This window comes from Glycomyces tritici, from assembly GCF_030403505.1.
The window spans coordinates 213301-237435 of record NZ_JAUEMJ010000009.1; the positions used below are offsets into that span (position 1 = coordinate 213301).

Consider the following 24135-nt stretch of genomic DNA (forward strand, 5'->3'; position numbering starts at 1 on the left):
CTGCCCTGCGGGACCGACATCGGCTAGCCAGAAATCGACATCACGATTCGGGGAGCTGGAGGCGGTCGACGGCCTCGCGGGAGCGGCGGGCCGGGCGGCGGTCGTAGCGGGCCGTGGTCGCCGGGGAGGCGTGGCCGACCAGGGACTGGGTGATGGCCAGGTCGACGCCGGCGTCGAGGAGCTCGCCGATGAACGTGCGGCGGAAGTCGTGGGGGGTGTGGCGGCGCTGGCCGGCTTCGACCAGGCGCTTCATGAGGAGGTCGGCGATGGCCTGGCCGGTCATCCCCGAGAGCTGGTTGCCGGTGCGGCGCAGGCGTCCGGCCTTGTTGATGGGGCAGAACAGGGCGCCGGCGTCGTTGCCGCGGACCTTGGTCCAGCGGTCGATGCGGGCCTGGGCGGCCTCGGTGACGTAGACGGCGCGTTCCTTGTTGCCTTTGCCGACGATGCGGATCGAGCGCTCGGCGGGGTCGTAGTCGGCCAGGCGCATGGAGGCGATCTCGGAGCGGCGGCACCCGGTGGAGTAGAGGGTGGCCAGGACGGCGGCGTCGCGGGCGCCGGCCGGGCCGGGGTCGGCGTCGCAGGCGTAGAGGGCGGCGCCGAGGGCGTCGGCGTCGACCTGCTGGCCGACGGGGAGGCGCTGGGCTTTGACCGGTTGCAGGTCGCAGGCCCGCTGGTAGTCCTCGGCGGCCATGAGGTCGAGCCGCCAGGCCTCTTTGAGGACGCGGCGCAGGGCCGCGAGGTGCTTGTTGACGTAGGCGCCGGACCAGCCGGCGTCGATCATGGCCGCGCGCAGCCGGGAGGTGTGCTCGTAGCGCAGCAGGTGCCAGGGCTGGCCTTCGCCGACCGTGTCGGGGTCGCCGGACAGGAGCTGCGCGATGCGGTCCAGGCACCCGCGCATGGTCCGGCGGGACTCGGCGGACCCGAGGGTGTCCAGGTAGGCGCGGTAGGGGTCGGCGCCGGGGGCGGCCGGTGCGGGCGGGCGGCTCCAGTCGATCCCTGCGATCTCAGCGGACATGCGTCCCACGATAGTCCAAGCCTCACTGTCGTTGCGGCAGAAGCGCATTCATTCCGGCGTACGGGCGGTCATGTCGCGCAGCCTGCGGACGGTGCGCAGGTTCCGCACGGTCGACTGGACGGCGCCGAGCGGCTTCCAGAACCCGGACCGGTCCAGTGTGGAGGCGCCGAGCCCTTCGGGGTAGTACACCCACACCTCACGGCCGCGGACGTGGGCCTCTTCGGGCCGCCCGGCGGGGACGGCCAGCGCCGGGGCGGGTGCGGACAGGAACGCGACGGTCACCTTCGACTCGTCCAGGCCCCGGCCCGCGAACGGGTCCGATGCCGCGATCCGGTCCATCTCGGCGGCCGAGCGGACCATGACCGGCACGGTGTGCCCGAACGCTTCGAGGATCACCGCGGCCACCGCCTCGCCCACCTCCCCTGCGTCCCGGTGCGAGTCGAGGACGATGTTCCCCGATTGGATGTAGGTGCGCACCCGGTCGAACCCGGCCGCCTCCAGCGCCTCGCGCAGCCGGGCCATCGGCACCTTCCGGTGCCCGCCCACGTTCACGCCCCGCAGCAGCACCGCGTACGTCGCCATCGATCCCCTCCCGCCGCAATGGACGCAACATACCCCGCCGGTACGACAGGGTGCGGCGTGGCAAGATCGGCGGTTATGAATTCGGCGTTCTACAGCACCACCATCGCCGTCCACACCGGACGCCGCGAGACCGTCAAGGACCTCACCGGCGACTGCGAGGCGTTCCTGGCCGCCCACGGCGCCCGCGACGGCCTCCTCAACGTGTTCGTCCCGCACGCCACCGCCGGGATCGCCGTCATCGAGACCGGGGCCGGGTCGGACGAGGACCTCCTGGACGCCCTCGCCGACCTCCTCCCGCGCACCGACCGGTGGCGCCACCAGCACGGCTCGACCGGGCACGGGCGCGACCACGTCCTGCCCGCCCTGATCGCCCCGCACGCCACACTCCCGGTGATCTCCGGCCGCATCGCCCTGGGCACCTGGCAGTCGGTGCTCCTGGTCGACACCAACCGCGACAACCCCGACCGGACCGTCAGGCTCAGCTTCCTCGGCTAGGCCGCCGCGGTCAGCCGCGCCCACTGCCCGGCGTCGAGCTTCACGTCGAACCCGGCCGCGACCTCGTCCAGCTGCGCCACCGACGACACCCCGACCAGGGGAACCACCGGCGCCGCGTGCCCGGCCAGCCACGCCAGCACCACCTGGTTGCGCGTCGCACCGGTCTCGGCGACGACCTCGTCCAGGACCCGCAGGCGCGCCTCGGTCCCCGGATGCCGGTAATGCTCGCCCAAGGGCTTCGCCGGGTTCGTGTACACCCCCGACAGGAGCGAGGAGTACGCCAGCAGCGCCGTCCCCGGCGTCCCCGCCACGAAATCGAGGTCCTCGGCGGCGGCGTGCACATGCCCGCCCTCAGGGAGCACGGCCCCCGGACGCGGCTGCAGGTACGAGTACCGGTTCTGCATCGCCGTATAGGCCGCGGCGCCAGTGGACGCCGCGATCGCACGGGCCCGCTCGACCCGCCACGACGCATGGTTCGAGGCCCCGACCATCCGGGCCTTCCCGGCCCGCACCACCGCGTCGAACCCGGCCACCGTGTCCTCCAGCGCCGTCTCCCGGTCGTCGCGGTGCGACCAGAACAGGTCCACCCGGTCCGTGCCCAGCCGCGCCAGCGACTCGTCCAGACCCGCGCCGATCCGCTCGGGCGTCAACGGCTCCGAATGCTCCAGGCCCCCGCCCGGGAACGACGGACGCCTCCCCACCTTCGTGGCGATCACCAGGTCGTCACGGTTGCCGCGCGCCGCCAGCCAGCGCCCCAGCAGCAGCTCCGACTCGTCCCCGGTCCCCTCGGGAATCCAGAACATGTAGCAGTTGGCGGTGTCGATGAAATTGCCGCCCAGCTCGACGAACCGGTCCAAGATCGCGAAGCTCGTCGCCTCGTCCTGCACGCCGCCCAGGGCCATGGCCCCCAGGCACAGGCGCGACACCGCGATCCCGCCGGTCCCCAATGCGATCCGCTCCACAGCGGTCTCCTCTCGTTGACTTCCTCGGTCCGACGCTAGGACCTGGAGTGGACTCCAACGCAAACCCGCAGGCAGCCGACGTGAGGTATCGTCATTGCTCGTGGCAGACAATGCAACGGCCTCCGTGTACACGATCGGCGAATGCGCCCGCCGCTCCGGCTTCTCCATGGACACCCTGCGGTACTACGAGCGGATCGGCCTCATCGACCAGGTGCGGCGCACCGCGACCGGGCAGCGCCGGTTCACCGACGGCGACCTCGAATGGCTCGGCACCCTCAAATGCCTGCGCGACACCGGGATGCCGGTAGAGCAGATGGCCCGCTTCGCCGCACTCGTGCGCGAAGGCGACCACACCATCCCCGAGCGCATCCGGCTCCTGGAAGCCCACCGGGTCGCCGTGGACGCCTCCCTGGACGACCTCGCGGCCAAGCGCGACTACATCTCGGGGAAGATCGCCTACTACCGCAGCGTGTGAAAACCGGTCGACACCGCCACCGGCTCATGTGAATACTCGACGCGTGCACCACACCCTCCACGCGCTGGCGATCGCCGAGCGGCTCGCGGCCGACCTCGCCCCCAGTGCGCTCGGCATCGCCCTGTTCGGATCGGTCGCCCAAGGCACCGACCACCCCCACTCCGACATCGACCTGTTCCTCGCCGTGGAGTCCGGCGCCGGGACGGAGATCCGGCAGGTCGAGGGCCGCATGGTCACCCTCTCCCGCAAGACCCTCACCGATCTCGAAGGGGCGTTCACGAGCCCCTGGGAGGCCGTGGTCGCCGTCGGCGCATGGCGGCGGGCGCGCCTGCTCCACGACCCCGAGGGCCACCTGGCCCGCCTCCAGGCCCGCGCCCACGCGTGGACCTGGGACCTGATCGGCCCCGGCGCCGACCACTGGGCCGCAGGGGAACTCGTGGGCCTGGCCGAGGAGGTCCACAAGACCCGCGGCATGCTCGAGCGCGGCCGGACCCGGGCCGCCGCCGCCAACCGGGCGATCCTCGTCCTCCAACTCGGGTACGCCATGTCCGTGGCGAACCGGCTCGTCTGCGACACCGAGAACGACCTGTGGGACGCCGTCGCCGCCGCCGAAGGCCCCGCCTGGGCCGCGGCCTGGGACGCAGCCGCCGGCATCACCCCCGCCGGACACGAGGACGGCTGCCGGGCGGCCCTGGCCCTGTACCGGCACGCCGCCGCCCGCCTCGCGACCCACCTCGACGGCGACGCGGCCGCCATCGTCACCACCGCCTGCGACCTCACTGCAACCTGAGGAGCCCTGTTGCACCGCTTCGTCCTCACCGGCGCCCCCGGCGCCGGCAAGACCACCGTCCTGCGGCTCCTGGCCGAAGCCGGACACACCGTGATCGCCGAAGCCGCCACCGACCTCATCGAGACCGCCCAAGCCGCCGGCGACGACACCCCCTGGGAGCGCCCTGACTTCACCGAACAGGTCGCGTCCCTGCAACGGGCACGGCAGACCGCCGCCGATGCCCTGCCGGGACCGGTCCAGTGGTTCGACCGGTCCCCGGTCTGCACCCTCGCGCTCGCCCGGTTCACCGGCGCACCGGTCGGCCCGGTGCTGTCCGCCGAACTCGACCGCATCCAAGGGCTCTACGAGCCGCGCGTGCTCCTGTTCGACCTGCTCGGATCCATCACCGCGACCCCGGTGCGCCGCATCGGCCTCGCCCAGGCCCGCCGCTTCGAACAGGTCCACATCGAGGCCTACACCGAGTACGGCTACACCGTGGTCCGCGTCCCCGCCGCCGCACCGGCCGACCGCACCCGCCTCACCCTCGACCTCCCGAAAGGCACCCCTTGACCGACATCACCGCAGACCTCGTCACGGCACTGATCGCCGAGCAGTTCCCCGGCTGGGCCGACCTGCCCGTCCGACCGGTACCGCGCCAAGGCTGGGACAACCGCACCTTCCGCCTCGGCGACGACCTGTCCGTGCGCCTGCCCTCCGCAGCCGGCTACGCGGACGCCGTCGCGAAAGAAGACCGCTGCCTGCCCGGCCTCGCACCCCACCTGCCGCTACCGATACCCGAACCCGTCGCCGTCGGCCGCCCCACCGCCGCCTACCCGCACCCGTGGTCGATCCGGCGCTGGCTGCCCGGCGACACCCTCCTGGACGCGCCCGACGTCGACCGCGACCGGCTCGCGGACGACCTCGGACGGGCCCTGACCCGCCTCCACGAGGCCCCGCCCGAGGGCGGTCCCGCCGCGGGACGCCATTCGTTCTTCCGCGGCTGCCACCCGAGCGTGTACAGCGGCGATGTCGAAGCCGCCCTCGACCTCGCGCCCGAGGTCGACGCGGACGCGTGCCGGGCGGTCTGGGCCGACGCCTGCGCCTCCACATGGGACGGCCGGCCGTCGTGGTTCCACGGCGACATCGCACCGGGGAACCTGCTCGTGGAGGACGGGAGGCTCTCGGCACTCATCGACTTCGGCACCTGCGGCGTCGGCGATCCCGCCTGCGACCTGCAGATCGCCTGGACCTACTTCAGCGGCAGCAGCCGGCGGCGCTTCCGCGACGCGGTCGGCCTGGACGCGGACACCTGGCGCCGCGCCCGCGGCTGGACCCTGTGGAAGGCCCTCATCATGATCACCGGCCTCTCCGGCAACGACACCGACGGCGCCCAGGCCGCCAACCTCGCGCAGGTCCTGGCAGACCCGGTCGCCTGAGGGGGCCTCCCGAACCGGGCGACGGTTCAGCCGCGACGGTGCCTGACCGTCACCCGCGCCTTCGGGGTAGGGCGCGCGACCTCCTCGAACCCGGCGGCCAGGAACATCGGCAGCGTCCCGGTATAGGAGCCGCCCGGGGAGCGGTCCACCACGGCGGGATCGATCGGCACGCCCTCCACCGCCGCGGCACCACGGCGGTAGGCGAAGTCCACGGCGGCGGCCAGCAGCATCCGGGACACGCCGCGCCCCCGCCACGCCTCGGGCACGAAGAAGCAGGACACCACCCATACGCGGTCGAGATCATCGGCACCGGCCGCCGGCCGGGTGTCCCGGGCGGTGTTGAGCCGCGGATACGCCGAACGCGGCGCCACGGCGCACCAGCCGACCGGCGTGTCCCCGGCATAGGCGAGCAGCCCCGGCGGGCCCTGGTCGACCACCTCGCGCGCCGCCTCCGCCCGCGGCCTGCCCGATCGCTCACCGCGCTCCTCGCGCCACCACATGCAGTAGCAGGACCGGTTGCCGCCCATCTGCCTGGCCAGCGCCAGGAAATGCGGCCACCGGTCCGGGTCCAGTTCGGCCACGGTCAATCGAGGATCCACGCCTTCGAACCTAACGCCCGCACCGCACCGGCGGCGCCGCTCGCCCGGAAACGACACCCGCGGTGCGGGTCTCCTAGCCCACCGGGTCCTCGCCGACCAGGCCGCGCGCGTAGGCCACGGTCGACACCTGGTAGCGGGGGAGGTGCGGGGCCAGGGCCAGGAGCGCCACCGAGAGGCCCTCGCGGTCGCGGCCGAGCTTGGCGAGCGTCAGCGCCTCGCACATGGCCAGCGCGCCGTCGTACTCGTCCGAGCCGCGGGTCTTCTCTTCACCGATGAGCTCCAGGGCCCGCTCGGGCTGCCCGATCTCCCGCAGCGAAGAGGCCATCTGGATCGACACGCGCCGCCGGCGCACCCCGGACAGCCCGGCGGCGACGGCCCGCTCGTAGTAGCCGACGGCGGCCTCGGTCCGGCCGGTCGAGTCGTGCGCGCCGCCGACCTCGAACAGCGCGACCGGATCGTCGGGGTCGCATTCGGCGGCGAGGTCCAGCATCGCCTGCACGAACGCGTCGTCGCCCAACTCGTCCATCTGCTCCCACAGCGCGGCCGCGCGCGCCTCCCACGTCTCAGTAGTCATGGGCAGCAACCTACGCCACGATGAGGGCGACTCGCCTACCGGTCGGTGAGGCCGTCGGCGAGCGCGCCCAGACCGCCCAGCAGCACCAGCCGCTCATCGTCGTCCAGCACCTCGTAGACCGGCGCGTCCAGCCGGTTCGTCTCCTCCTCGATCGCCTCGCGCTCCGGCCCGGGCGCCAACGCCTGGATCTGGTCGACCGTCAACCCGGCCCCGATCCACGCGGCACGGTGCGCGTCCGCCCGGTGATGCCGCAACGCCTCCAACCGCGTGTTCAGCAGCGCCGACGGGGACGCATCCGTCGGCTCCCACACCGGTGTCAGGGCATTGAACACGGGGCCGCCCGTCACCCGCCCGGCCTCCAGCAGCCGCTGCACGAGCGGCAGCACCGCCTCCACCGCGGCCAGGCCCGGCATCGACGGCGACGGCCGGTACGACCACAGCCGCTCCGCCGTCGCCGCGAACACCTTGTCGGCCTCCACAGTGACCTCGCGGCCCGGACCGGTCAAACGCCAGTGCCCGTCGACGCGCTCGACCAGGCCCGGCGCCTCCGCCGCGTCGGGATCGAACGGCCAGTAGACCATCCGCGCCGCCACCGCCGCCTCCGGCACCGGGTGGTCCAGCAACGCGGCGTACAGATCGATTTCCAGGCCCGGCGTCAACCCCCGCCGCGCGTACAGGTCCTTGACCTCCGGCCGCACCGCGCGGCGCAGCGACACATGGACGCGGTCGATGACCGGACGGACCACAGCGGCATACAGCATCGGCATCCCCACAGGCGCAAGACAATAGGATGCCGCCCATGATCCCACCCGCGCTCGCCGCACTCAACAGCGAATCCGAGCACCTTTCGGGCATCCTCGCCGCGCTCGACGACAGCGCCTGGGCCGCACCCACACGCTGCACCCCATGGGACGCCGCCGCACTCACCGCGCACATCACCATGACCCTCGCCCGCCTGGCCCCCATGCTCGACGCCCCCGAGCCACCGGCCGCCACCGTCGACGCCGCCGGCTACTACCGACCCGACGACCGCTTCTCACCCCAGGTCAACGCCACCCGCATCGACACCGCCGCACAGGACGCCCGAGCCGGGGGACCGGCGATCGCCGCCCGCTTCCGCACCACCTGGCGCACCGCCGCCGACCGGTGCGCCGCCGAACCCGCAACTCGGCGCGTCACCACCCGCCACGGCGACCCCATGACCCTCGACGACTTCCTCACCACCCGCGTCGTCGAAGTCGCCGTCCACGGCATCGACCTCGCCGACGCCCTCGGACGACCCCGCTGGACCACCCCCGAAGCCGCCGCGCACACCAGCGCGCTCCTCCTCGGCCCCGGCGCGGGCACCGCGCTCGCCGCCCTCGGCCTGGACCCGGTCGCGTTCATCGCCAAAGCCACCGGCCGCGACGCCTTCACCGACGCCGAGCGGGCCGCCGTCGACCGACTCGGCGTCACCTGGCTCGCGCTCGGCTAGCAGGCGTCGGCGGTGTAGTCCAGGAGCGCGGTCTGCTCGGCCGGGTCGACGCTGAGGTGCCATTCGGTCTTGACCTCGACCCACGCCCAGATGTAGGCGCACCACACGGACTCGTCCTCGGGCATCCACTCCGCCGGGTCCTGGTCCGATTTGGACCGGTTGGAGGAGGCGGTGACGGCGATGAGGTGCCAGTTGTTCTCCTGCCAGTTCGCGTAGGCCTGGCGGTCCTCGGTGGTCCAGTCGACCGCGCCCGATCCCCAGGCCTCCTTCAGCGGCACGAAGTGGTCGATGTCGATGTCCCCGGAGGCGGTCACGGTCGCCGCGTCGTACATCGACACCCACTCGCCGGTCATCGCCCCGTCGCAGTCGGCCTCGGAGAGGGCCCCGGTGCGGTCCTGCTTGACCAGGACGTCGTCGCGGGCGTCGCAGCCGTTCCCGTCGTCGTCCTTCCAATGGGGGAACAGGGACCGGTCGTAGCCGTCGTCGCGCTCATCGGCGACCTCGAGCGCCTCGATGCTCGCCGTCAGCGCGGCGGGGTCCACGGTGACCGTGAACGGCGCGGTGTCACTGAACTCGTTCGACACGTTCGAGCCGTTCCCGGCCGGAGGAGCGGTCGTCGCCCCGTCCGCCAGACCGGACAGGTCGGAGCAGCCGGAGGCCAGCACGAGCGGGAGGATCAGGAGCAGACGGGAGGCGCGCATGGGCAACGTCCTAACGGGACCGGAGAGCGGGCGGGTCGACGCAGCATTGCGCCCGGGGTGTTCGCAACGTAACACAAAGGGCGCGCTGGGGACAGGTCCGCACCTGCTAGATTCCCCCGAATGATCGTATGGCTCAACGGCACCTACGGCGCCGGCAAGACCACGACCGCACGCCTGCTCAAAGACGCCCTCCCCGCACGCGTCTTCGACTCCGAGCACATCGGCTACCTCCTGCGCGGCATCATCGGCGACATACCCCACCGCGACTTCAAAGAGCTCGACCCCTGGCGCGGCCTCACCGTCGAGACCGCCCGCCAAGTCCTCGAGTACGCCGGCGGCACCCTCGTCATCCCGCAGACCGTCCTCCAGCACCAGTACTGGACCGAACTCGCCGACGGCTTCACCAAAGCCAACATCCCCTTGCGCGCCTTCACCCTCCACACCGACGCCGACACCTTCCGCCACCGCGTCGAGCACGACGCCGACGAACCCACCGCCAAGCAGTGGCGCCTCGACCACCGCGAGGACTACGAGACCGCCCTCGACACCTGGATGCGCGACGCCACCGAACTCATCGACACCACCCACCGCACCCCCGACCAGGTCGCCGCCCACATCAAGGCACTCCTGGCCGAGTGAAACCCGCAACCGCCTGAAAACGTCACACCCGAGCGCGACGATGGGGACGAGTAGCCACCACGACACGGCAAAGGAGCCAGCCATGGCCTACCTCGTCCTCATCGGCACCCGCAAGGGCCTGTTCACCGCGCGCAGCACCGACCGCACCACCTGGGAGGTCGAAGGCCCCCACCGACTCGACGATGACGGCTTCACCGCCGTCGCCGAGATCTACGCCGCCGCCTGCGACCCGGCCACCGGCCGCATCCTCATCGGCGCCTCCACCTTCTTCGGCCCCTCCCTCTGGCGCTCCGACGACTACGCCCGGACCTGGTCCGAACCCGAGAACGCCCCCATGGCCTTCCCCCAGGACCTGCCCTACCGGCCCCTCGACTTCTCCGACACCGCCGGCACCGACCAGCCCGACGCCGACCAGACCAACACCGTCAAACGCATCTGGCAGCTCGCCTTCGGCCCCGGCCGGCGCGTCTGGGCCGGCGTCGAACCCACCAGCCTCTGGACCTCCGACGACGGCGGCGACACCTTCACCTTCAACCGCGCCCTCTGGGACCACCCCGAACACACCACCTGGGCCTCCGGCGCCGGCGGACCCGCCGTCCACACCATCGTCCCCGACCCCGCCGACCCCCAGCACCTCACCGTCGCCATCTCCTCCGGCGGCATCTACCAGACCGACGACGACGGCAAGACCTGGAACGGCATCACCAAAGGCATCACCGTCGACTACGGCCCCGACACCGCACCCGACTCCGGCCAGTGCATCCACAAAGTCACCCGCGACGCCGCCGGCACCCTCTTCGCCCAATCCCACGGCCCCGCCTACCGCGCCACCCGACCCGACGGCGGCTGGACCAACATCTCCCAGAACCTGCCGTCGAACTTCGGATTCGCCATGGTCGCCCACCCCACCCAGCCGGGCACCGTCATGGCCTGGCCCGTCGGCGAATCCATGGACCGCACCCCGCCCGACCACCAGATCAGCGCCTGGCGCACCACCGACGGCGGCGACACCTGGAACGCCTGGGGCACCGGCCTCCCCACCGAGCCCTACTTCGGCACCGTCATGCGCGACGGCGCCTGCACCGACGGCGCCACCGACCCCGGCTGGTACTTCGGCACCCGCTGCGGCGACGTCTGGGCCGCCGACGACACCGGCCGATGGCACCTCGTCACCGCACACCTGCCCGACGTCCTCTGCGTCCGCGCCATGGAGACCCCGTGAACATCGACGTGAAACTCCCCGCCGCACTCGCCTCCGAATGCGGCGGGGCCCGCCACCTCGACGTCGACGCCCCACCCGGCGCCACCCTCGCCGACGTCCTCGACCAGATCGCCGCCACCCACCCCCGCCTCGGCCGGCGACTGCGCGACGAAGCCGGCAAACTGCGCCGCTACGTCAACATCTACATCGGCGACGACGAAAGCCGCCGCCTCCAAGGCCTCGACACACCCGTCGAAGGCCGCGACATCCAGATCCTGCCCTCCATCGCCGGAGGCTGACACACAAGAGGGGGCGCCGCGCACAGCGCGACGCCCCCTCTGAAAACCCTGAAACGACTACGAGCGGCCGTTGATCGACACCACGTCGACCACGAACACCAGCGTCTCGTTCGGACCGATCACACCACCGGCGCCCTGCGCACCGTAACCCAGCTCCGGCGGGATCACGATCAGACGACGCGAACCCACCTGCGCACCCATCAGACCGTCGTTCCAGCCCTGGATCACCGGCGCCGAACCCAGCGGCGTCACCGCGAACGGCTGCGCCCCCCGGTTCCACGACGCGTCGAACTCCTTGCCGTTCGACCAGTTGAACCCCGCGTACTGCACCGAGACCGAGTCACCGGCCTTCGCCTCCGCACCCGAACCCTCGACCACGTCGAACGTGAACAGCTCCTTCGGCGGCTCCTCGCCGCTCGGCACCGTCACGACCGGCCGCGAGTCCATCTCGGCCGAGACCGACACCTCGACACCGTCACTGATCTGCACCACGTCAGCATTCCCTTCCTCAGCGGCGCCGTCATCCACGCCGCAACCGGCCAGCAGCCCCACGCTCACACACACGGCGACCACCGGCTTCCAAACTCGACTCAGCAGGCTCAATGCCACCGAGGGAACCTACCACCCGCGCCCACCCCCGCACGACCTCACGCCCGACCCGAGCGAACCCCCGCACAACAGCGCCCACCGACTACCCTTCAACACGAACCACCCGCACCACCGCACGCCAGAAGGACCATCGATGACCCACCCCGCCACCCCCGCCCCCATGCACCCCCTCCGCCGCGCCCTCACCCTCTGGGGCGCCGTCATCGCCCTCATGTGGCTCCTGCTCATCACCGACTGGATCCTCCCCGCCCGCCTCACCGCCTACGGCATCACCCCGCGCAACCTCGAAGGCCTCACCGGCATCGCCGCCGCACCCTTCCTCCACAGCGGCGCCGCCCACCTCGCCGCCAACACCGTCCCCCTCATCGTCATGGGCGTCGTCGCCGCACTCCGCGACTGGCGCGGCATGTGGACCGCGCTCGCCGTCTCGCTCCTGACCTCGGGCCTGGGCGTATGGCTGTTCTCCCCGGCCTACTCGGTGACCGTCGGCGCCTCCGGCGTCGTGTTCGGGCTCCTCGGCTACCTCCTCGCCCGCGGCTTCGTCATGCGCCGCATCGGCGACTTCCTCATCGCACTCGCCGTCATGGCCGTCTACGGGACGACGGTGTGGGGCATCTTCCCGTCCCTGCCGCACATCTCCTGGCAAGGCCACCTCTTCGGCTTCCTCGGCGGCATCGCGGCGGCGTTCATGGTCCGCAGCGCCGCCAAGGTCGACGCGCCCGCATGAGCGCCGCGAGCGGCTTCACCTACACGCAGCGCTCGGACGGCACCATCGCCATCACGCACCGCGGCCGGGCCGCGGCGACGCTCCGCGGTGCCCGCGCGGCGAAATTCCTCGACGAGATCGCCGCAGGGGACGAGCAGCTCGTGATGGCCCGCTGGACCGGCGCCTACAAGTTCGGCAACGAGCGCCAAGCCCGCCGACACCCCCGCAACCAGGGACGATAGGCCCCGGCGGGGGAGTAGCGGGACCCCGCGATTGACGCGCGCACCCCCATACCCCTATAGTGCTAACATCCTAGTGAAATAGAGAAACTTCGTGATCGACTTCCACCTCGAACCCCGCTCCGGCGTGGCCCCGTACATGCAACTCGTCCACCAAGTCCAGCAAGCCCTCCGACTGGGCATGCTCGACGTGGGGGACCAGCTGCCCACGGTCAAGCAAGTCGTCGCCAAGATCGCCATCAACCCCAACACCGTCCTCAAGGCCTACCGCGAACTCGAACGCCAAGGCCTCGTCGCACCCCGGCCCGGACGCGGCACCTTCGTCACCGCCACCCTCGCCGACGCCAGCCTCGACGCGCACGCCGAACTCGGCACCGCACTCCAGCACTGGATCACCACCGCCCGCGCCGCCGGACTCGACGACGCCGCCATCAAAGCCCTCTTCGACACCACCATCAGAAAGGCACCACAGGCGACCCCATGAACACCCCAGTACTGCGCGCCAACACACTCACCAGGCGCTACGGCAAACACACCGCGCTCGCCGAAGCCACCTTCGACATCCCCGCCGGCCGCATCGTCGGCCTCGTCGGCCCCAACGGCGCCGGCAAGTCCACGCTCCTGGCCCTCGCGGCCGGCCTCATCCGGCCCACCAGCGGCCACATCGAAGTCCTCGGCCGCACACCCGCCGCCGACAGCGCCGCACTCGCCGACGTCGGCTTCGTCGCGCAGGACACCCCGGTCTACGCGGGCCTGTCGGTCGCCGACCACCTGAAACTGGGGGAGCACCTCAACCCCACCTGGGACGGCGCCTTCGCCCGCGATCGCATCGCGCAGCTGGGCCTGGATACCGCCCGGAAGGCCGGGCGCCTCTCCGGCGGCCAGAAGGCGCAGCTGGCACTCACCATCGCCGCCGCCAAGCGGCCCCGGCTGCTCATCTTCGACGAACCGGTCGCCGCCCTCGACCCGCTGGCGCGCCGCGCGTTCCTGCAGAACCTCATGGAGCTCGTCGCCGAACTCGAGGTCTCCGTGATCCTCTCCTCGCACCTCATCGGGGACGTCGAACGCGTCTGCGACCACCTCATCGTGCTGGCCGAGTCCCGCGTCCAGGTCGCCGGCGACATCGACGACCTCACCGCCGCCCACCACCGCGTCGTCGGCCCCCGCGGCACCCTCGACGCCCTGCCCGACGGCGTCGAGGTCATCGCCGCCGAGCACACCGACCGCCAGACCACCCTCATCGTCCACAACACCACCGGCCGGCCCCTCGACCTCCCCGAAGCCGACGCCATCGGACTCGAGGACATGGTCCTCACCTACCTCCACCGCGCCGAAGGCCTCACCGTCCCGACCCTCCAGGAGACCCGAGCATGATCTGGCTGACCTGGCGCCAAATGCGCGCCCAGACCCTGTGGACCGCCGGCGTCGTCGCCGCCATCGCCGCCTACCTGCTCGTCCTCGCCGGCGACATCCGCGAGTCCTACCGCATCAACATCACCGACTGCACCGCCTCCTGCGAGGATGCCGCGCACACCCTCGCCGACCAGTTCGGGTCCGGGCTGCTCCTCATCGGCGTCCTCCTGCTCGCCGCCCCGGCCCTCATCGGCGCTTTCTGGGCCGCGCCCCTCATCACCCGCGAACTCGAGACCGGCACGCACCGCCTCGTCTGGAACCAGTCGGTCACCCGGACCCGCTGGCTCGCAGTGAAACTCGCACTCGTCGGGGGAGTGAGCGTCGTCTTCACCGGCGCCCTGAGCCTGCTCTTGACCTGGGCCGCAGGGCCGTTCGACAAGGTCGTCGACAGCCGGTTCGAGCCGCTGACGTTCGCGTCCCGCGACCTCGCCCCATTCGGGTACGCCCTCCTGGCGTTCACCCTCGGCCTCGTCGTCGGCGTCCTGGCCCGCAAGACCCTGGTGGCGATGGCGGTGACCCTGCTGGTCTTCGTGGTCTTCCAACTCGTCATGGCGAACGTGCTCCGCCCGCAGTTCGCCGAACCGGTCACCGAGACCATCACCTGGGCCGACGCCAACACCGTGGGCCAGATCGACTCGTTCGGCATCGGGCCGCAGGGCGCGGGCATCCAGGAGTACAAGATCCCCGGCGCCTGGGTGACCTCCGGCTACATCGCCGTCGACAAGGGCGACGGCACCAAGGTCACCGAGGCCGACATCGAGGCCTGCGAAACCCGCGGCGGCAGCCCGGACGACTGCATGATCGCCCTGGACGCCACCTTCGACGTCACCTACCAGCCCGCCGACCGCTACTGGACGTTCCAGTGGATCGAGTTCGGCATCGCCGCCGGCCTCGCGGCCGTCCTGGCCGGGGTCGCGTTCTGGCGGATCCCGCGCGGCCTCAACTGAGCCGCCCCGACCTCACGAGATTCCCGCAAGTAAAGAAGTAGGAAACGGGTGCCGGACCCTAGGGTCCGGCACCCGCCCGTGTCGCCTTCGCATCGTCAGTCGGTGATGTCGACCATCCAGTTGATGCCGAACCGGTCGACCAGCGCGCCGAACTCGTCGCCCCACATCTGCTTCTCCAGGGGCATGGTGACGTTCGCGCCGTCGCTGAGGGCCGACCAGTAGCCGCGGAGGCGGTCGGCGTCGTCGCCGGAGAGGCTGATCGAGACGTTCGTTCCCGGCTTGTGCTCCACGCCGGGCGGCATGTCCGAGGCCATGATCGTGTAGCCGGCGTCCGAGGTCAGCTGCGCATGCATGACCTGGTCGGCGTTGGGCCCGGGCATGCCGGACTCACCGAAGGTCATCACCTTCAGCTCGCCGCCGAGAACGCTCTGGTAGAACTCCATGGCCTCCCGTGCGTCCCCGTCGAATGCGATATACGGATTGAGGATCGAACCCATCGCGGGCTCCCTTCATCGAAGCGATACCCCGCCATCCTCGCAAGCGGCACCGGTGCGGGGCCGCGATTCGCCGTTTCGCCTCCGCATGCGCAGGACCTAGTGCGCCGGGTCGGGCGTCCAGTCGTCGACCAGGAGCCCGAGGACCACTTCGTCGAGGAACTCGCCCATGACCCAGGAGGCGTCGCGGCGCACGCCTTCGCGCTGAAACCCGTTGCGTTCGGCGGCGCGCAGCATCGGGGTGTTGTCGGCGAGGGTCTCGATCTGCAGGCGGTGGAGGCCGTGTGCGATGAACCCGTAGTGGCACAGCACTGCGACGACGTCCGTGGCGAAGCCCTTGCCGCGGGCCGAGGGCAGCAGCCCCAGGCCGATGTGCGCCGAGCGGGCGTGCTTGTCGATGCCCCACAGGTTCGCGGTGCCGACCAGTGCCTCGTCGGCGAGGTCCACGACGGAGAAGTGGGCGACGCCCTCTTTCGTGTCGTCGACGACGAACGGCGCCTCGCTCGATCCGGGGGTGAACGGGCGCCACGGCATGCCGGTCGCCCGCGCGGTGGTGAGCGCGTCGCCCAGTTCGTCCTGGAGGACCGGGATGTCGGCCTCGTGCCGGGCCCTGAGCCCGGTCTTCTTGCCTTTGAGCATTCACGTTTTCTACCAGGCCCCGTCGCGCGGCCGCGCAGCACCGCTCACTCGCCCCGGCGGGCCGGAAACGCCGCGGGCGGGCCGATCGCGTCAATAGGGTTACCGACCCGACGAATGACACGGGTATTCGCGGGAGGTCGAGTCAGGGCCCTGATCATCATTACTTGCGGGAACGGCACTTCTCGTGAGTTATGTATCTGGACGGGACACGCATGTTTTTCCGTTATTTAAATATTAAAAACGGAAATTAATAATGGTAGGTTGTGGGCATGACGAAAACAGGTACGACCACCGCCACGACGACGACCAAAACGCTCGCCAAGGGCGCGACACTGTGCAAGCGGTGCGGGACGCCGATCCCGCAGCAGCCCGGGCGCGGACGCCCGCGCCTGTACTGCGCCGAAGGCGACTGCGCGGCCCAGGCCAAGCGCCAGCGCGAGCTGCGTCGGGCGACGCCGGGGCTTGAGGGTGCGCTCGCGCGGGCTGAGGAGTTGTACGAGCAGATCGAGCAGTCGATGGCGTCGGCGCTGGCGCCGCTCGCTGAGGCGCTGCGGGCCGAGACCGATCCGGCCGAGGTGGAGGCGCGGCTGGCCGAGGTGCGGTCGGATGCGGCGTCGTCGGTGGCGGCGGCGCGGGCCGAGCGGGACGAGGTGGCTTCGCGTGTGGTGGTGCTGCGTGAGGAGTTGGCCGCTGCGGGGGTCGAGTCTGAGCGGCTGGCCGGTGCGCTGGAGGTCGCCGAGGGGCGGGCGAAGGAGGCGGTCGCGGCGCGGCTTGCGGCGGTGCGGGACGCTGAGGCGGCCCGTGAGGCGGCGGCGGCTTCGCGGGCTGAGGCCGTTGCCGCGGTGTCCGGTCGTGAGGAGGCCGAGGCGTTGGCGCGGGCGGCCGAGGAGTCGCGGGCGGCGGCGTTGGCGGAGAAGGACGCTGCGGTGGTGGCGCGTGAGGAGGCTGAGCAGGAGGCCGCGTCGGCGCGTGGTGCGGCCGAGACGGCTCGGGCGCGGGCGGATCAGGTGGCGGCGGAGGCCGCGGAGGCGCTGCGGGCCGGTGAGGCGGCGTTGGAGCGGGCCGAGGCGCGGGCGCTGGGGTTCATCGGTGAGCGGGATGCGGCGCGGGCCAGGGTGGAGTCGCTGGTCGCGGAGGTCGCGGTGGCGCGGCGGGATGCCGAGCAGGCGGTGGTCCGGGCGGAGTCGCTTGCGGCCGATGTGGAGCGGCTGCGTGGTGAGCTTGCCGGCGCGGTGGCTGATGGGCGGGTGTCGGCGTCGCGTGTGGAGGCGGCCGAGTCCGCGGGTGCTGAGGCGCGGGCGGCGGTGGAGTCGTGGCGTGAGCGGGCGCTGGCGGCGGAGGCGCGGTTGGCGGAGCGGGAGCGCGGGAAGGCGTAGTCCGCTCCGGTGGTGCTCCTCCCCCGTGCGGGGTCGTGTGGTTTGTCCGGTTCGGTGGGCCCCGGTGGTGTGTTGCCGCCGGGGCCCGGTGCGGTTATCGGGCGGCGGCTGCGCGGGCGGCCTGCTCGATCGCGTTGTAGTGGGCGGTCCATTGTTCGGGGGTGTTGGCGGGGAGGTTGTCGGCGCCTTGGCGCAGGCCGGCGCTGCCGTCGATGAGTTCGCGGATGATGTCGGCGTGTCCGGCGTGGCGGTTGGTCTCGTCGATCATGTGGACGAGGATGCGGTGCAGGGTGACCGTGGCGTCCTCGGCGGGCCACCAGGGGACGCGGCCTTCGGTGTCGAGGTCGAGTTCGGTGATGACGGCGTCGGCGTGCGCGCCGGTGCGGTGGTAGAGGTCGATGAGGAGGCCGGTGGGTTCGTCGGGGGTGGCCCACATGTCGGCGCCCGGTGCGGTGTCGGGGTCGAACCAGGGCTGGGGGTCGGGGAAGGGCCGGTCGAAGACGGTGCCGAAGTAGTCGGCGGTCGTGCAGGTGAGGTGTTTGACGAGGCCGAGGAGGTTGGTGCCGGTGGGGGTGAGGGGGCGGCGGATGTCGTACTCCCCCAGGCCTTCGAGCTTCCAGAGGACGGCTGCCCTGGCGTTCGTGAGGTAGTGGTGCAGGTGGGTCTTGGGGTCGGTCATGCGGCGAGTGTGCCAGCCGGGTGCGACATGCGGGTCGGGTCGGGCCCCGGGGGGTGTCGGGGCCCGCCGGTGTCAGTGGCCTGCGGCCTTGCGGGCGTTGCGTTCGACGAGGTCGAAGTAGTCGGACCAGGACTGCTCGTCGTCGCGGCCGAGGTTGTCGTTGCCTTGGCGCATGCCGATGGCGCCGTCGATGCCTTCGCGGACGATGTCGGCGTGTCCGGCGTGGCGGTGGGTCTCGGCGACCATGTGGGTGAGGATCTGGCCGAGGGTGACGGTGGAGCGCTCGGTGGGCCACCAGGGGACGTTGCCTTCGGCGTCGAGGTCGAGGTCGCGGATGGTCGTGTCGGAGTGGTCCCAGACGCTGCGGTAGAGGTCGGTGATGTAGTCGCGGCTCTCGTCGGGGGTGGCCCAGAGGTCGGCGTGGGCGTCGTCCTCCTCGAGCCAGGGCAGGGTCTGGGGGAAGGGGCGGGCGAAGGTCTCGCCGAAGTAGCCGATCTCGACGCTGGCGAGGTGCTTGACGAGGCCGAGGAGGTTGGTGCCGGTGGGGGTGAGGGGGCGGCGGATGTCGTACTCCCCCAGGTCTTCGAGCTTCCACAGGACGGCGTCGCGGCCGGCTTGGAGGTAGCGGCCCAGGTGTGTCTTGAGGTCGTCGGTCATGCGTGCGAGTCTCCCACTGGTGTGTGGCGTCAGAGGCCGATGGGGGTGGATTGGAAGATCTGGATCTCGCCGGGTCGGGAGCGGTAGGCGTCGAGGGCGGCGCTGCCGGCGATGTGGTGGGGTGCGTCGAGGTGGGCGGTGAGGGCGTCCATGTCGGTCCACTCCTCGACGCAGACGAAGGCGTTCGGATCGTCGATGGACGCCCAGAACTCGTAGCGCAGGCACCCGGGGTCGTTGGCGCGGGTGGAGGCCTGGAGGGCGCGCAGGCCGTCGAGGTAGGCGTCGCGGTGCTCGGGGAGGGCGTGGACGTAGGCGTGGACGGTGATCATGGGGGCCACGGTAATGGCCGCTGGAGGGCGGGGCAATCGGTTTGCGGGCCGGGGCGGGTGTTGCTACCGTGGCGTCCGATGACTGGACATGACGCGCCGACACGATACGGCTTTCTGGACTGCAACTCCCCCATCGCCGCTTGGCGCCTCGACCGGCAGGTCGAGGAGTGCGCGGCGGCCGATCCGCGATTGATCGTCGACATCGGCTGCGGCTGGGGCGAACTGCTGCAGCGCGTGACCGCGAAGGTGCCGGGCGCGAAGGCGTACGGGGTCGACTCGGACCTGGAGCTGCTGGAGCGGGGCCGGGCCGGGGCCGAGCGGCGCGGGATCGCCGACCGGCTCGAGTTCGTGGAGTACCGGGGCGAGGACTGGACCGAGCCGGCGGATCTGGTGATCTGCATCGGTGCGGTGCACGCGTTCGGTACGGCCGCGGACGCACTGCGGGCCCTGTACCGGATCGTGAAGCCCGGCGGGCGTCTCCTGATCGGCGACGGCGTGTGGAACCGGGTGCCGACTGAGGCGGAGCTGGCCGCGATGTGGCCCGAGACCTCGACCGGGGACTGGATGCTGCTGCCGGAGTTCGTGGACGCGGCGATCGCGACCGGGTTCCGGCCGCTGCGGGTGGAGTCGGTGGAGCAGTCGGAGTGGGACGACTTCGAGTCGCAGTTCCTGGCGGACAAGGAGGTCTGGCTGCTGGCCAACCCCGGGCATCCGCGGGCGGCCGAGATCCGCGAGCAGGCCGACGCGCACCGGAACTGGTGGCTGCGCGGGCACCGCGGGCTGCTCGGGTTCGGGTACCTGACGCTGGGCCGACCGGTCGAGTAGACGTATGCCGAAGGCCCCGGACCGGTGCGGTTCGGGGCCTTCGGCGTGCCTGCTCCCCCGGGGTGCTCAGAGGGCGGCGAGGACGGCGAGGCCGATGAAGAGGATCTGCTCGGCGGTGCGGATGCCCAGCGGGGTGGCGGGCTTCCCGGCGAGGGGGATGCCGCGGCGGGCCGCCGAGACGTTCGCGGGGAACATCGCGACCAGGAGCAGCGCGAGGCAGATCGCGGCCGCGGGGGCGGTCGCGGGGATGAGCAGGCCGGCGGCGCCGGCGAGTTCGAGGACGCCGGTGAGGGCGACCAGCGCGGCGGGCCGGGGCAGGCGTTCGGGGATCATGCGGGCCATGTCGTCCCGGAATTTGGGGACGAAGTGGACGATGCCGGTGATGAGGAACATGGCGGCGAGGCCGATGCGCAGGGAGGTCTGCCAGTCGAGGGCGTCGGCGCCGAGGAGTCCGGTGAGGCGGGCCAGGAGGGTCGCGGCGGTGAGGGTGATGATGGGGACCATGGGGCGGGCCTTTCCGGGGGGAGCGCGCGAACACGCACGTCTTGACAGTGTCAAGTTAATGATGCGCCAGAGATCTTGACACTGGCAAGTGCGGGTGGTGTGGGCTCGGCCTCAGGCGCGCCGTTCGCGCCAGGACTGGACCTCGGTGTCGACCTCGCGCAGGCCGAACCGCAGCGGCGGTCCGTCGATCGGGCCGATGAGGGCCTTCTTGATGCGCAGGTTCAGCGCTTCGAGCGCCTCGCGGACGGCCGCCTCGTCGGGCAGCGCGTCGAGGGTCTCGGGGAGCTGCTCGATCTCCTTGGCGAGCCTCAGCGCCGGAGGGAGGGCGTCGAGGCCCATGTTCTCGCGGGTCGACTGCTGGTGGAGCCACCAGTCCTCGTGCAGCGGCTGCCCGATGCCCGGCAGCGGCTTCCCGGCACCGGGGAGGTTCTTGAACTCGCCGCGGGCCTCGGCCTCCTGGATCTGGCGCTCGACGCCGCGTGCCTGCCTGTCGCCCATCGGGACCTCCTCCGCTAGAGGCCCAATGATAACGAGCGCGGCGCGTCGTTCAGCGCCGCTCGCGAACTGTCACTGCGCACTGTGGAGCACGAGGGCGACCGCGACGAACTGCGCGGCGTACGCGGCCACGGTGAACGCGTGGAAGACCTCGTGGAACCCGAACCACTGCACCGACGGGTTGGGCCGCTTCAGCGCGTAGATGACGCCCCCGACCGTGTACAGCACCCCGCCGGTGATGATCAGGACCGTCGCCGCCGTCCCGGCCCCCGCCAGCAGCTGCGGCATCACGAACACCGCCGCCCAGCCCAGGCCGATGTACAGCACCGTGTACAGCCAGCGCGGGGCGCCGAGCCACAGGGTGCGGAAGGCGACGCCGGCGAGGGCGCCGGTCCAGATGCCGGTCAGGAGTGCGGTGCGGGCGGTGCCGTCGAGGGCGAGGGTCGCGATGGGCGTGTAGGTGCCGGCGATGATCAGGTAGATGTTGGCGTGGTCGAGGCGTTTGAGGCGGGTGGTGGCGCGTTCGGTGAGGCTCGTCCGGTGGTAGAGGGCGGAGATGCCGAAGAGGGCGGCGGAGGTGGCGACGTAGACGGTGGTGGCGAGGCGTCCGGTGAGGGTGGGTGCGGTGCTGATGAGGATGAGGCCGGCGATGATCGCGGTGGGGAAGGCGGCGAGGTGGAGCCAGCCGCGGAGCCGGGGTTTGGTGTCGTTGTCGTTGATCGCCAGTGCCATGGTTCGACGGTATCCCTGCGGGTTACTTGCCGGTAGTGCGTGTGGTCCCCCGAATGCGGGTGGGGTTAAGCCCCGATCGGGGGTGTTCGGGCTGGTGGGGCCGTTAAGCTCCGGCCGTGGACGTGATGGAGGGGGCGCTGCCGATCGAGCTGCTGGTGCTGGCGTGTGCGGCGGTGGCGGCGCCGCTGCTGGTGGACCGGTTGGAGCGGTGGGTGCGGCTGCCGAGCGTGGTGGTGGAGATCGTGCTGGGGATCGTGATCGGTCCGCAGGTGCTGGGTCTGGTGCAGGTGCACGTCCTGTTCGAGGTGGTGTCGCAGTTGGGGTTGGCGATGCTGTTCTTCCTGGCGGGGTATGAGATCGATTTCCGGGCGGTGCGGGGGCGGCCGATCACGCTGGCGACTGTGGGGTGGGTGGTGTCGTTCGTGCTGGCGGCGGGCGGGTTGGCGCTGTTGGGGGTGGATGCGGTGCTGATTCTGGCGATCGGGTTGTGCTCGACGGCGTTGGGGACGATTCTGCCGATCGCGCGGGATTCGGGGCTGCTGGCGGGGCCGGTGGGTCCGCATCTGATGGCGGTGGGCGCGGTGGGCGAGTTCGCGCCGATCGCGTTGCTGGCGTTGTTCTATTCGGAGGGTCATCATTCGGGGCGGACGACGCTGGTGATCCTGCTGGCGGGGTTGGCGGTGGCGGCGGCGGCGTTCGGGTCGCTGCGGCGTTCGGCGCGGGTGTCGCGGCTGCTGTCGGCGACGCTGGGGACGAGTGCGCAGTTGGCGGTGCGGTTGTCGGTGCTGGTGCTGCTGGGTGCGGTGCTGCTGGCGGCGGAGGTCGGGGTGGACATCGCGTTGGGGGCGTTCGCTGCGGGGGTGTGCATGCAGGTGCTGCTGTCGGCGTTGGACGAGCGGGAGGAGTCGCTGGTGCAGTCGAAGCTGGACGGGATCGGGTTCGGTGCGGTGGTGCCGGTGTTCTTCGTCTACACGGGGGTGACGTTCGACTTGGACCAGCTGCTGGGTTCGCCGCTGGCGCTGGCGTTGATCCCGGTGTTCCTGGGGGCGTTCGCGGTGGTGCGCGGGGTGACGACGTTCGTGGTGTTCGCGCGGGTGCTGGCGCGGCCGCAGCGGGGGGTGCTGGCGGCGTTCGCGGCGACGGAGCTGCCGATCGTGGTGGTGGCGGCGTCGACGGCGGCTGAGCGGGGTCTGGTGGAGGAGTCGATCGCGGCGGCGATGATCGGGGCGGCGATGCTGTCGGTGCTGCTGTTCCCGCTGATCGGGTTGCGGTGGGCGCGGATGGACACGAAGGCGGTCACGGCCGAGGCGATCTAGGCCGTGTTTGAGAATTGAGGAAGCCTCCGGTTGAATCTGTTGTGCTGCAACAAGATCCGCCGGAGGCTTCAATTGTCGAGCGTAACAGCACGCAGGGACCTGACCAATAACCAGTGGGAACGGCTTCGACGCTGGCTACCCGAACCCTCCAGGCTCGGCCGACCGATCGCCCGCAGCCGCCGAACCCTGGTCAACGGGATCGCCTGGCGGGTTCGGACCGGCTCGCCCTGGCGGGACCTCCCGGCCCAATACGGGCCCTGGGCCACGGTGTACTGGCTGTTCTGCGCCTGGCAGCGCTCCGGCACCTGGCTGCTGATCTGGCGAGCGCTCCAAGCCCTCGCCCGCGACCAGCGGCACCTGACCTGGGAGGTCGGCATCGACTCGACCACTGCCAGGGCCCACCTCGCCGCCGCCGGAGCCCGCCGTCGAACCCTCGCCGGCGAACCAGCCGATCACGCTCTGGGCCGCTCACGCGGCGGCTGGTCGACCAAGCTCCACCTCGTGGTCGATACCAGCGGACACCCACTCGCCGCGCTCGTAACCGCAGGTCAAGCCAACGACAGCCCGCAGATGATCCCGCTACTGGAGGCCGTCAGCGTCGCCAGGATCGGCGGCGGCCGGGCCCGCCGGCACCCCGACCGGGTCCTGGCCGACCGCGCCTACTCATGCCGGTCCAACCGTGAGTGGCTGCGCCGCAAGCAGATCAAGGCCACCATCCCCGAACCGGCCGACCAGATCGCGAACCGGCAACGGCGCGGGGCCCGAGGCGGCAGGCCACCAGCGTTCGACGCTGACCGGTACAAGGACCGCTCCGGCATCGAGCGCGCCATCGCCCGCCTCAAACAACACCGCGCCGTCGCCACCAGGTACGACAAACTCGCGGTCCGCTACCTGGCCACAGTCCAGATCGCCATCATCATCAACTGGCTCCGCGACTTACCAAACACGGCCTAG

General features: G+C 71.4%; 34 protein-coding genes. 18 read left to right on the forward strand and 16 right to left on the reverse strand.

The window, feature by feature from the left end:
- Nucleotides 1-40: 40 nt before the first annotated feature.
- Nucleotides 41-1015 (reverse strand): tyrosine-type recombinase/integrase, encoded by a 975-nt coding sequence (locus tag QWI33_RS23880; RefSeq protein WP_289959471.1) that lies wholly within the window; start codon nt 1013-1015, stop codon nt 41-43.
- Nucleotides 1016-1063: 48 nt separating this feature from the next.
- Nucleotides 1064-1597 carry a DUF1697 domain-containing protein gene (locus QWI33_RS23885; RefSeq protein ID WP_289959472.1) on the reverse strand — a complete coding sequence of 178 codons (534 nt, stop codon included), beginning with the start codon at nt 1595-1597 and terminating at the stop codon, nt 1064-1066.
- 75 nt (nt 1598-1672) lie between these two features.
- On the opposite strand from QWI33_RS23885, the gene QWI33_RS23890 reads away from it, so the two are divergent.
- Nucleotides 1673-2092: a secondary thiamine-phosphate synthase enzyme YjbQ gene (locus tag QWI33_RS23890; RefSeq protein WP_289959473.1), complete on the forward strand. Its 420-nt coding sequence runs from the start codon at nt 1673-1675 to the stop codon at nt 2090-2092.
- Here QWI33_RS23890 and QWI33_RS23895 read toward each other — a convergent pair.
- Entirely contained in the window at nt 2089-3054 is a 966-nt protein-coding gene (locus QWI33_RS23895) for an aldo/keto reductase (RefSeq protein ID WP_289959474.1), read from the reverse strand. The genes QWI33_RS23890 and QWI33_RS23895 overlap by 4 nt on opposite strands.
- A 100-nt stretch (nt 3055-3154) precedes the next feature.
- Between QWI33_RS23895 and QWI33_RS23900 the strand changes: the two genes are divergently transcribed.
- Genes QWI33_RS23900 through QWI33_RS23915 form a run of 4 tightly spaced genes read left to right on the forward strand, consistent with a single transcriptional unit; the run spans nt 3155 to nt 5734 of the window.
- Entirely contained in the window at nt 3155-3529 is a 375-nt protein-coding gene (locus QWI33_RS23900) for a MerR family transcriptional regulator (protein WP_289959475.1), read from the forward strand.
- 43 nt (nt 3530-3572) lie between these two features.
- Nucleotides 3573-4319, forward strand: coding sequence for a nucleotidyltransferase domain-containing protein (locus tag QWI33_RS23905; protein ID WP_289959476.1), 747 nt, complete (start codon nt 3573-3575; stop codon nt 4317-4319).
- A gap of 9 nt (nt 4320-4328) precedes the next feature.
- Nucleotides 4329-4868, forward strand: a complete 540-nt coding sequence (locus QWI33_RS23910; protein WP_289959477.1) for an AAA family ATPase — start codon at nt 4329-4331, stop codon at nt 4866-4868.
- Nucleotides 4865-5734 carry an aminoglycoside phosphotransferase family protein gene (locus tag QWI33_RS23915; RefSeq protein WP_289959478.1) on the forward strand — a complete coding sequence of 290 codons (870 nt, stop codon included), beginning with the start codon at nt 4865-4867 and terminating at the stop codon, nt 5732-5734. Before QWI33_RS23910 ends, QWI33_RS23915 begins: the two co-directional genes overlap by 4 nt.
- A 26-nt stretch (nt 5735-5760) precedes the next feature.
- On the opposite strand, the gene QWI33_RS23920 is transcribed toward QWI33_RS23915, so the two are convergent.
- The 3 genes from QWI33_RS23920 to QWI33_RS23930 all read right to left on the reverse strand — a co-directional run bounded on the left by QWI33_RS23920 (nt 5761) and on the right by QWI33_RS23930 (nt 7674).
- Nucleotides 5761-6333 (reverse strand): GNAT family N-acetyltransferase, encoded by a 573-nt coding sequence (locus QWI33_RS23920; protein WP_289959479.1) that lies wholly within the window; start codon nt 6331-6333, stop codon nt 5761-5763.
- Between the two features lie 73 nt (nt 6334-6406).
- Nucleotides 6407-6907 carry a tetratricopeptide repeat protein gene (locus tag QWI33_RS23925; RefSeq protein WP_289959480.1) on the reverse strand — a complete coding sequence of 167 codons (501 nt, stop codon included), beginning with the start codon at nt 6905-6907 and terminating at the stop codon, nt 6407-6409.
- 35 nt (nt 6908-6942) lie between these two features.
- Entirely contained in the window at nt 6943-7674 is a 732-nt protein-coding gene (locus QWI33_RS23930) for a hypothetical protein (protein ID WP_289959481.1), read from the reverse strand.
- Between the two features lie 32 nt (nt 7675-7706).
- Here QWI33_RS23930 and QWI33_RS23935 point away from each other — a divergent pair, with 32 nt between their 5' ends.
- Nucleotides 7707-8381 carry a maleylpyruvate isomerase N-terminal domain-containing protein gene (locus tag QWI33_RS23935; protein WP_289959482.1) on the forward strand — a complete coding sequence of 225 codons (675 nt, stop codon included), beginning with the start codon at nt 7707-7709 and terminating at the stop codon, nt 8379-8381.
- Here the strand turns inward: QWI33_RS23935 and QWI33_RS23940 are convergent.
- Nucleotides 8378-9082 (reverse strand): HNH endonuclease family protein, encoded by a 705-nt coding sequence (locus QWI33_RS23940; protein WP_289959483.1) that lies wholly within the window; start codon nt 9080-9082, stop codon nt 8378-8380. The two genes, QWI33_RS23935 and QWI33_RS23940, sit on opposite strands and share 4 nt — an antisense overlap.
- Nucleotides 9083-9202: 120 nt before the next feature.
- Between QWI33_RS23940 and QWI33_RS23945 the strand changes: the two genes are divergently transcribed.
- From QWI33_RS23945 to QWI33_RS23955, 3 genes are all read left to right on the forward strand, one after another.
- Entirely contained in the window at nt 9203-9721 is a 519-nt protein-coding gene (locus QWI33_RS23945; RefSeq protein WP_289959484.1) for an AAA family ATPase, read from the forward strand.
- 82 nt (nt 9722-9803) lie between these two features.
- A complete protein-coding gene (locus QWI33_RS23950; protein ID WP_289959485.1) occupies nt 9804-10943 on the forward strand; it encodes a WD40/YVTN/BNR-like repeat-containing protein in 1140 nt (379 codons plus the stop codon).
- A complete protein-coding gene (locus QWI33_RS23955; protein WP_289959486.1) occupies nt 10940-11221 on the forward strand; it encodes a MoaD/ThiS family protein in 282 nt (93 codons plus the stop codon). The genes QWI33_RS23950 and QWI33_RS23955 overlap by 4 nt, the downstream gene beginning before the upstream one ends.
- Nucleotides 11222-11278: 57 nt before the next feature.
- Here the strand turns inward: QWI33_RS23955 and QWI33_RS23960 are convergent, their stop codons facing one another.
- Nucleotides 11279-11830, reverse strand: a complete 552-nt coding sequence (locus tag QWI33_RS23960) for an FKBP-type peptidyl-prolyl cis-trans isomerase (RefSeq protein ID WP_289959487.1) — start codon at nt 11828-11830, stop codon at nt 11279-11281.
- A 133-nt stretch (nt 11831-11963) separates the two neighbouring features.
- On the opposite strand from QWI33_RS23960, the gene QWI33_RS23965 reads away from it, so the two are divergent.
- The 5 genes from QWI33_RS23965 (at nt 11964) to QWI33_RS23985 (ending at nt 15135) form a co-directional block, all read left to right on the forward strand.
- Nucleotides 11964-12557, forward strand: a complete 594-nt coding sequence (locus QWI33_RS23965; protein WP_289959488.1) for a rhomboid family intramembrane serine protease — start codon at nt 11964-11966, stop codon at nt 12555-12557.
- Nucleotides 12554-12778: a hypothetical protein gene (locus tag QWI33_RS23970; RefSeq protein ID WP_289959490.1), complete on the forward strand. Its 225-nt coding sequence runs from the start codon at nt 12554-12556 to the stop codon at nt 12776-12778. The genes QWI33_RS23965 and QWI33_RS23970 overlap by 4 nt, the downstream gene beginning before the upstream one ends.
- A 91-nt stretch (nt 12779-12869) precedes the next feature.
- The gene (locus QWI33_RS23975; protein ID WP_289959491.1) at nt 12870-13259 is read left to right on the forward strand and encodes a GntR family transcriptional regulator; all 390 of its coding nucleotides are present in this window, start codon (nt 12870-12872) and stop codon (nt 13257-13259) included.
- Entirely contained in the window at nt 13256-14149 is an 894-nt protein-coding gene (locus QWI33_RS23980) for an ABC transporter ATP-binding protein (protein WP_289959492.1), read from the forward strand. Before QWI33_RS23975 ends, QWI33_RS23980 begins: the two co-directional genes overlap by 4 nt.
- Nucleotides 14146-15135, forward strand: coding sequence for an ABC transporter permease (locus QWI33_RS23985; RefSeq protein WP_289959493.1), 990 nt, complete (start codon nt 14146-14148; stop codon nt 15133-15135). Before QWI33_RS23980 ends, QWI33_RS23985 begins: the two co-directional genes overlap by 4 nt.
- A gap of 95 nt (nt 15136-15230) precedes the next feature.
- Here QWI33_RS23985 and QWI33_RS23990 read toward each other — a convergent pair whose 3' ends face one another.
- Both QWI33_RS23990 and QWI33_RS23995 read right to left on the reverse strand, forming a co-directional pair.
- Nucleotides 15231-15632, reverse strand: a complete 402-nt coding sequence (locus QWI33_RS23990; RefSeq protein WP_289959494.1) for a VOC family protein — start codon at nt 15630-15632, stop codon at nt 15231-15233.
- Nucleotides 15633-15728: 96 nt separating this feature from the next.
- Nucleotides 15729-16268 carry a GNAT family N-acetyltransferase gene (locus QWI33_RS23995; RefSeq protein ID WP_289959495.1) on the reverse strand — a complete coding sequence of 180 codons (540 nt, stop codon included), beginning with the start codon at nt 16266-16268 and terminating at the stop codon, nt 15729-15731.
- 269 nt (nt 16269-16537) lie between these two features.
- On the opposite strand from QWI33_RS23995, the gene QWI33_RS24000 reads away from it, so the two are divergent.
- Nucleotides 16538-17644 (forward strand): coiled-coil domain-containing protein, encoded by a 1107-nt coding sequence (locus QWI33_RS24000; RefSeq protein ID WP_289959496.1) that lies wholly within the window; start codon nt 16538-16540, stop codon nt 17642-17644.
- 94 nt (nt 17645-17738) lie between these two features.
- Here QWI33_RS24000 and QWI33_RS24005 read toward each other — a convergent pair whose 3' ends face one another.
- From QWI33_RS24005 to QWI33_RS24015, 3 genes are all read right to left on the reverse strand, one after another.
- The gene (locus tag QWI33_RS24005) at nt 17739-18323 is read right to left on the reverse strand and encodes a DinB family protein (protein WP_289959497.1); all 585 of its coding nucleotides are present in this window, start codon (nt 18321-18323) and stop codon (nt 17739-17741) included.
- Between the two features lie 72 nt (nt 18324-18395).
- Complete coding sequence (locus QWI33_RS24010; protein WP_289959498.1) at nt 18396-18980, reverse strand: DinB family protein; 585 nt, start codon at nt 18978-18980, stop codon at nt 18396-18398.
- Between the two features lie 29 nt (nt 18981-19009).
- On the reverse strand, nt 19010-19309 hold the full coding sequence (locus QWI33_RS24015) for a putative quinol monooxygenase (RefSeq protein ID WP_289959499.1): 300 nt from the start codon (nt 19307-19309) through the stop codon (nt 19010-19012).
- Nucleotides 19310-19387: 78 nt separating this feature from the next.
- Between QWI33_RS24015 and QWI33_RS24020 the strand changes: the two genes are divergently transcribed.
- On the forward strand, nt 19388-20134 hold the full coding sequence (locus tag QWI33_RS24020) for an SAM-dependent methyltransferase (protein WP_289959500.1): 747 nt from the start codon (nt 19388-19390) through the stop codon (nt 20132-20134).
- A gap of 66 nt (nt 20135-20200) precedes the next feature.
- Here QWI33_RS24020 and QWI33_RS24025 read toward each other — a convergent pair whose 3' ends face one another.
- The 3 genes from QWI33_RS24025 to trhA all read right to left on the reverse strand — a co-directional run bounded on the left by QWI33_RS24025 (nt 20201) and on the right by trhA (nt 21865).
- The gene (locus tag QWI33_RS24025) at nt 20201-20638 is read right to left on the reverse strand and encodes a DoxX family protein (RefSeq protein ID WP_289959501.1); all 438 of its coding nucleotides are present in this window, start codon (nt 20636-20638) and stop codon (nt 20201-20203) included.
- Between the two features lie 111 nt (nt 20639-20749).
- Entirely contained in the window at nt 20750-21136 is a 387-nt protein-coding gene (locus tag QWI33_RS24030) for a DnaJ family domain-containing protein (RefSeq protein ID WP_289959502.1), read from the reverse strand.
- 69 nt (nt 21137-21205) lie between these two features.
- Complete coding sequence (gene trhA / locus QWI33_RS24035) at nt 21206-21865, reverse strand: PAQR family membrane homeostasis protein TrhA (protein ID WP_289959503.1); 660 nt, start codon at nt 21863-21865, stop codon at nt 21206-21208.
- Nucleotides 21866-21990: 125 nt separating this feature from the next.
- Here trhA and QWI33_RS24040 point away from each other — a divergent pair, with 125 nt between their 5' ends.
- Both QWI33_RS24040 and QWI33_RS24045 read left to right on the forward strand, forming a co-directional pair.
- Nucleotides 21991-23181: a cation:proton antiporter gene (locus QWI33_RS24040; protein ID WP_289959506.1), complete on the forward strand. Its 1191-nt coding sequence runs from the start codon at nt 21991-21993 to the stop codon at nt 23179-23181.
- A gap of 72 nt (nt 23182-23253) precedes the next feature.
- Entirely contained in the window at nt 23254-24135 is an 882-nt protein-coding gene (locus QWI33_RS24045) for an IS5 family transposase (protein WP_289958707.1), read from the forward strand.

Excerpts from the sequence above, each read along its gene's own strand:
- QWI33_RS23880 (WP_289959471.1), bottom strand. The coding sequence starts at position 1,015 with ATGTCCGCTGAGATCGCAGGGATCGACTGGAGCCGCCCGCCCGCACCG.
- QWI33_RS23885 (WP_289959472.1), bottom strand. The coding sequence starts at position 1,597 with ATGGCGACGTACGCGGTGCTGCTGCGGGGCGTGAACGTGGGCGGGCAC.
- QWI33_RS23890 (WP_289959473.1), top strand. The coding sequence starts at position 1,673 with ATGAATTCGGCGTTCTACAGCACCACCATCGCCGTCCACACCGGACGC.
- QWI33_RS23925 (WP_289959480.1), bottom strand. The coding sequence starts at position 6,907 with ATGACTACTGAGACGTGGGAGGCGCGCGCGGCCGCGCTGTGGGAGCAG.
- QWI33_RS23930 (WP_289959481.1), bottom strand. The coding sequence starts at position 7,674 with ATGCCGATGCTGTATGCCGCTGTGGTCCGTCCGGTCATCGACCGCGTC.
- QWI33_RS23935 (WP_289959482.1), top strand. The coding sequence starts at position 7,707 with ATGATCCCACCCGCGCTCGCCGCACTCAACAGCGAATCCGAGCACCTT.
- QWI33_RS23940 (WP_289959483.1), bottom strand. The coding sequence starts at position 9,082 with ATGCGCGCCTCCCGTCTGCTCCTGATCCTCCCGCTCGTGCTGGCCTCC.
- QWI33_RS23945 (WP_289959484.1), top strand. The coding sequence starts at position 9,203 with ATGATCGTATGGCTCAACGGCACCTACGGCGCCGGCAAGACCACGACC.
- QWI33_RS23950 (WP_289959485.1), top strand. The coding sequence starts at position 9,804 with ATGGCCTACCTCGTCCTCATCGGCACCCGCAAGGGCCTGTTCACCGCG.
- QWI33_RS23965 (WP_289959488.1), top strand. The coding sequence starts at position 11,964 with ATGACCCACCCCGCCACCCCCGCCCCCATGCACCCCCTCCGCCGCGCC.
- QWI33_RS23970 (WP_289959490.1), top strand. The coding sequence starts at position 12,554 with ATGAGCGCCGCGAGCGGCTTCACCTACACGCAGCGCTCGGACGGCACC.
- QWI33_RS23980 (WP_289959492.1), top strand. The coding sequence starts at position 13,256 with ATGAACACCCCAGTACTGCGCGCCAACACACTCACCAGGCGCTACGGC.
- QWI33_RS23985 (WP_289959493.1), top strand. The coding sequence starts at position 14,146 with ATGATCTGGCTGACCTGGCGCCAAATGCGCGCCCAGACCCTGTGGACC.
- QWI33_RS23990 (WP_289959494.1), bottom strand. The coding sequence starts at position 15,632 with ATGGGTTCGATCCTCAATCCGTATATCGCATTCGACGGGGACGCACGG.
- QWI33_RS23995 (WP_289959495.1), bottom strand. The coding sequence starts at position 16,268 with ATGCTCAAAGGCAAGAAGACCGGGCTCAGGGCCCGGCACGAGGCCGAC.
- QWI33_RS24000 (WP_289959496.1), top strand. The coding sequence starts at position 16,538 with ATGACGAAAACAGGTACGACCACCGCCACGACGACGACCAAAACGCTC.
- QWI33_RS24005 (WP_289959497.1), bottom strand. The coding sequence starts at position 18,323 with ATGACCGACCCCAAGACCCACCTGCACCACTACCTCACGAACGCCAGG.
- QWI33_RS24010 (WP_289959498.1), bottom strand. The coding sequence starts at position 18,980 with ATGACCGACGACCTCAAGACACACCTGGGCCGCTACCTCCAAGCCGGC.
- QWI33_RS24015 (WP_289959499.1), bottom strand. The coding sequence starts at position 19,309 with ATGATCACCGTCCACGCCTACGTCCACGCCCTCCCCGAGCACCGCGAC.
- QWI33_RS24020 (WP_289959500.1), top strand. The coding sequence starts at position 19,388 with ATGACTGGACATGACGCGCCGACACGATACGGCTTTCTGGACTGCAAC.
- QWI33_RS24025 (WP_289959501.1), bottom strand. The coding sequence starts at position 20,638 with ATGGTCCCCATCATCACCCTCACCGCCGCGACCCTCCTGGCCCGCCTC.
- QWI33_RS24030 (WP_289959502.1), bottom strand. The coding sequence starts at position 21,136 with ATGGGCGACAGGCAGGCACGCGGCGTCGAGCGCCAGATCCAGGAGGCC.
- trhA (WP_289959503.1), bottom strand. The coding sequence starts at position 21,865 with ATGGCACTGGCGATCAACGACAACGACACCAAACCCCGGCTCCGCGGC.
- QWI33_RS24040 (WP_289959506.1), top strand. The coding sequence starts at position 21,991 with ATGGAGGGGGCGCTGCCGATCGAGCTGCTGGTGCTGGCGTGTGCGGCG.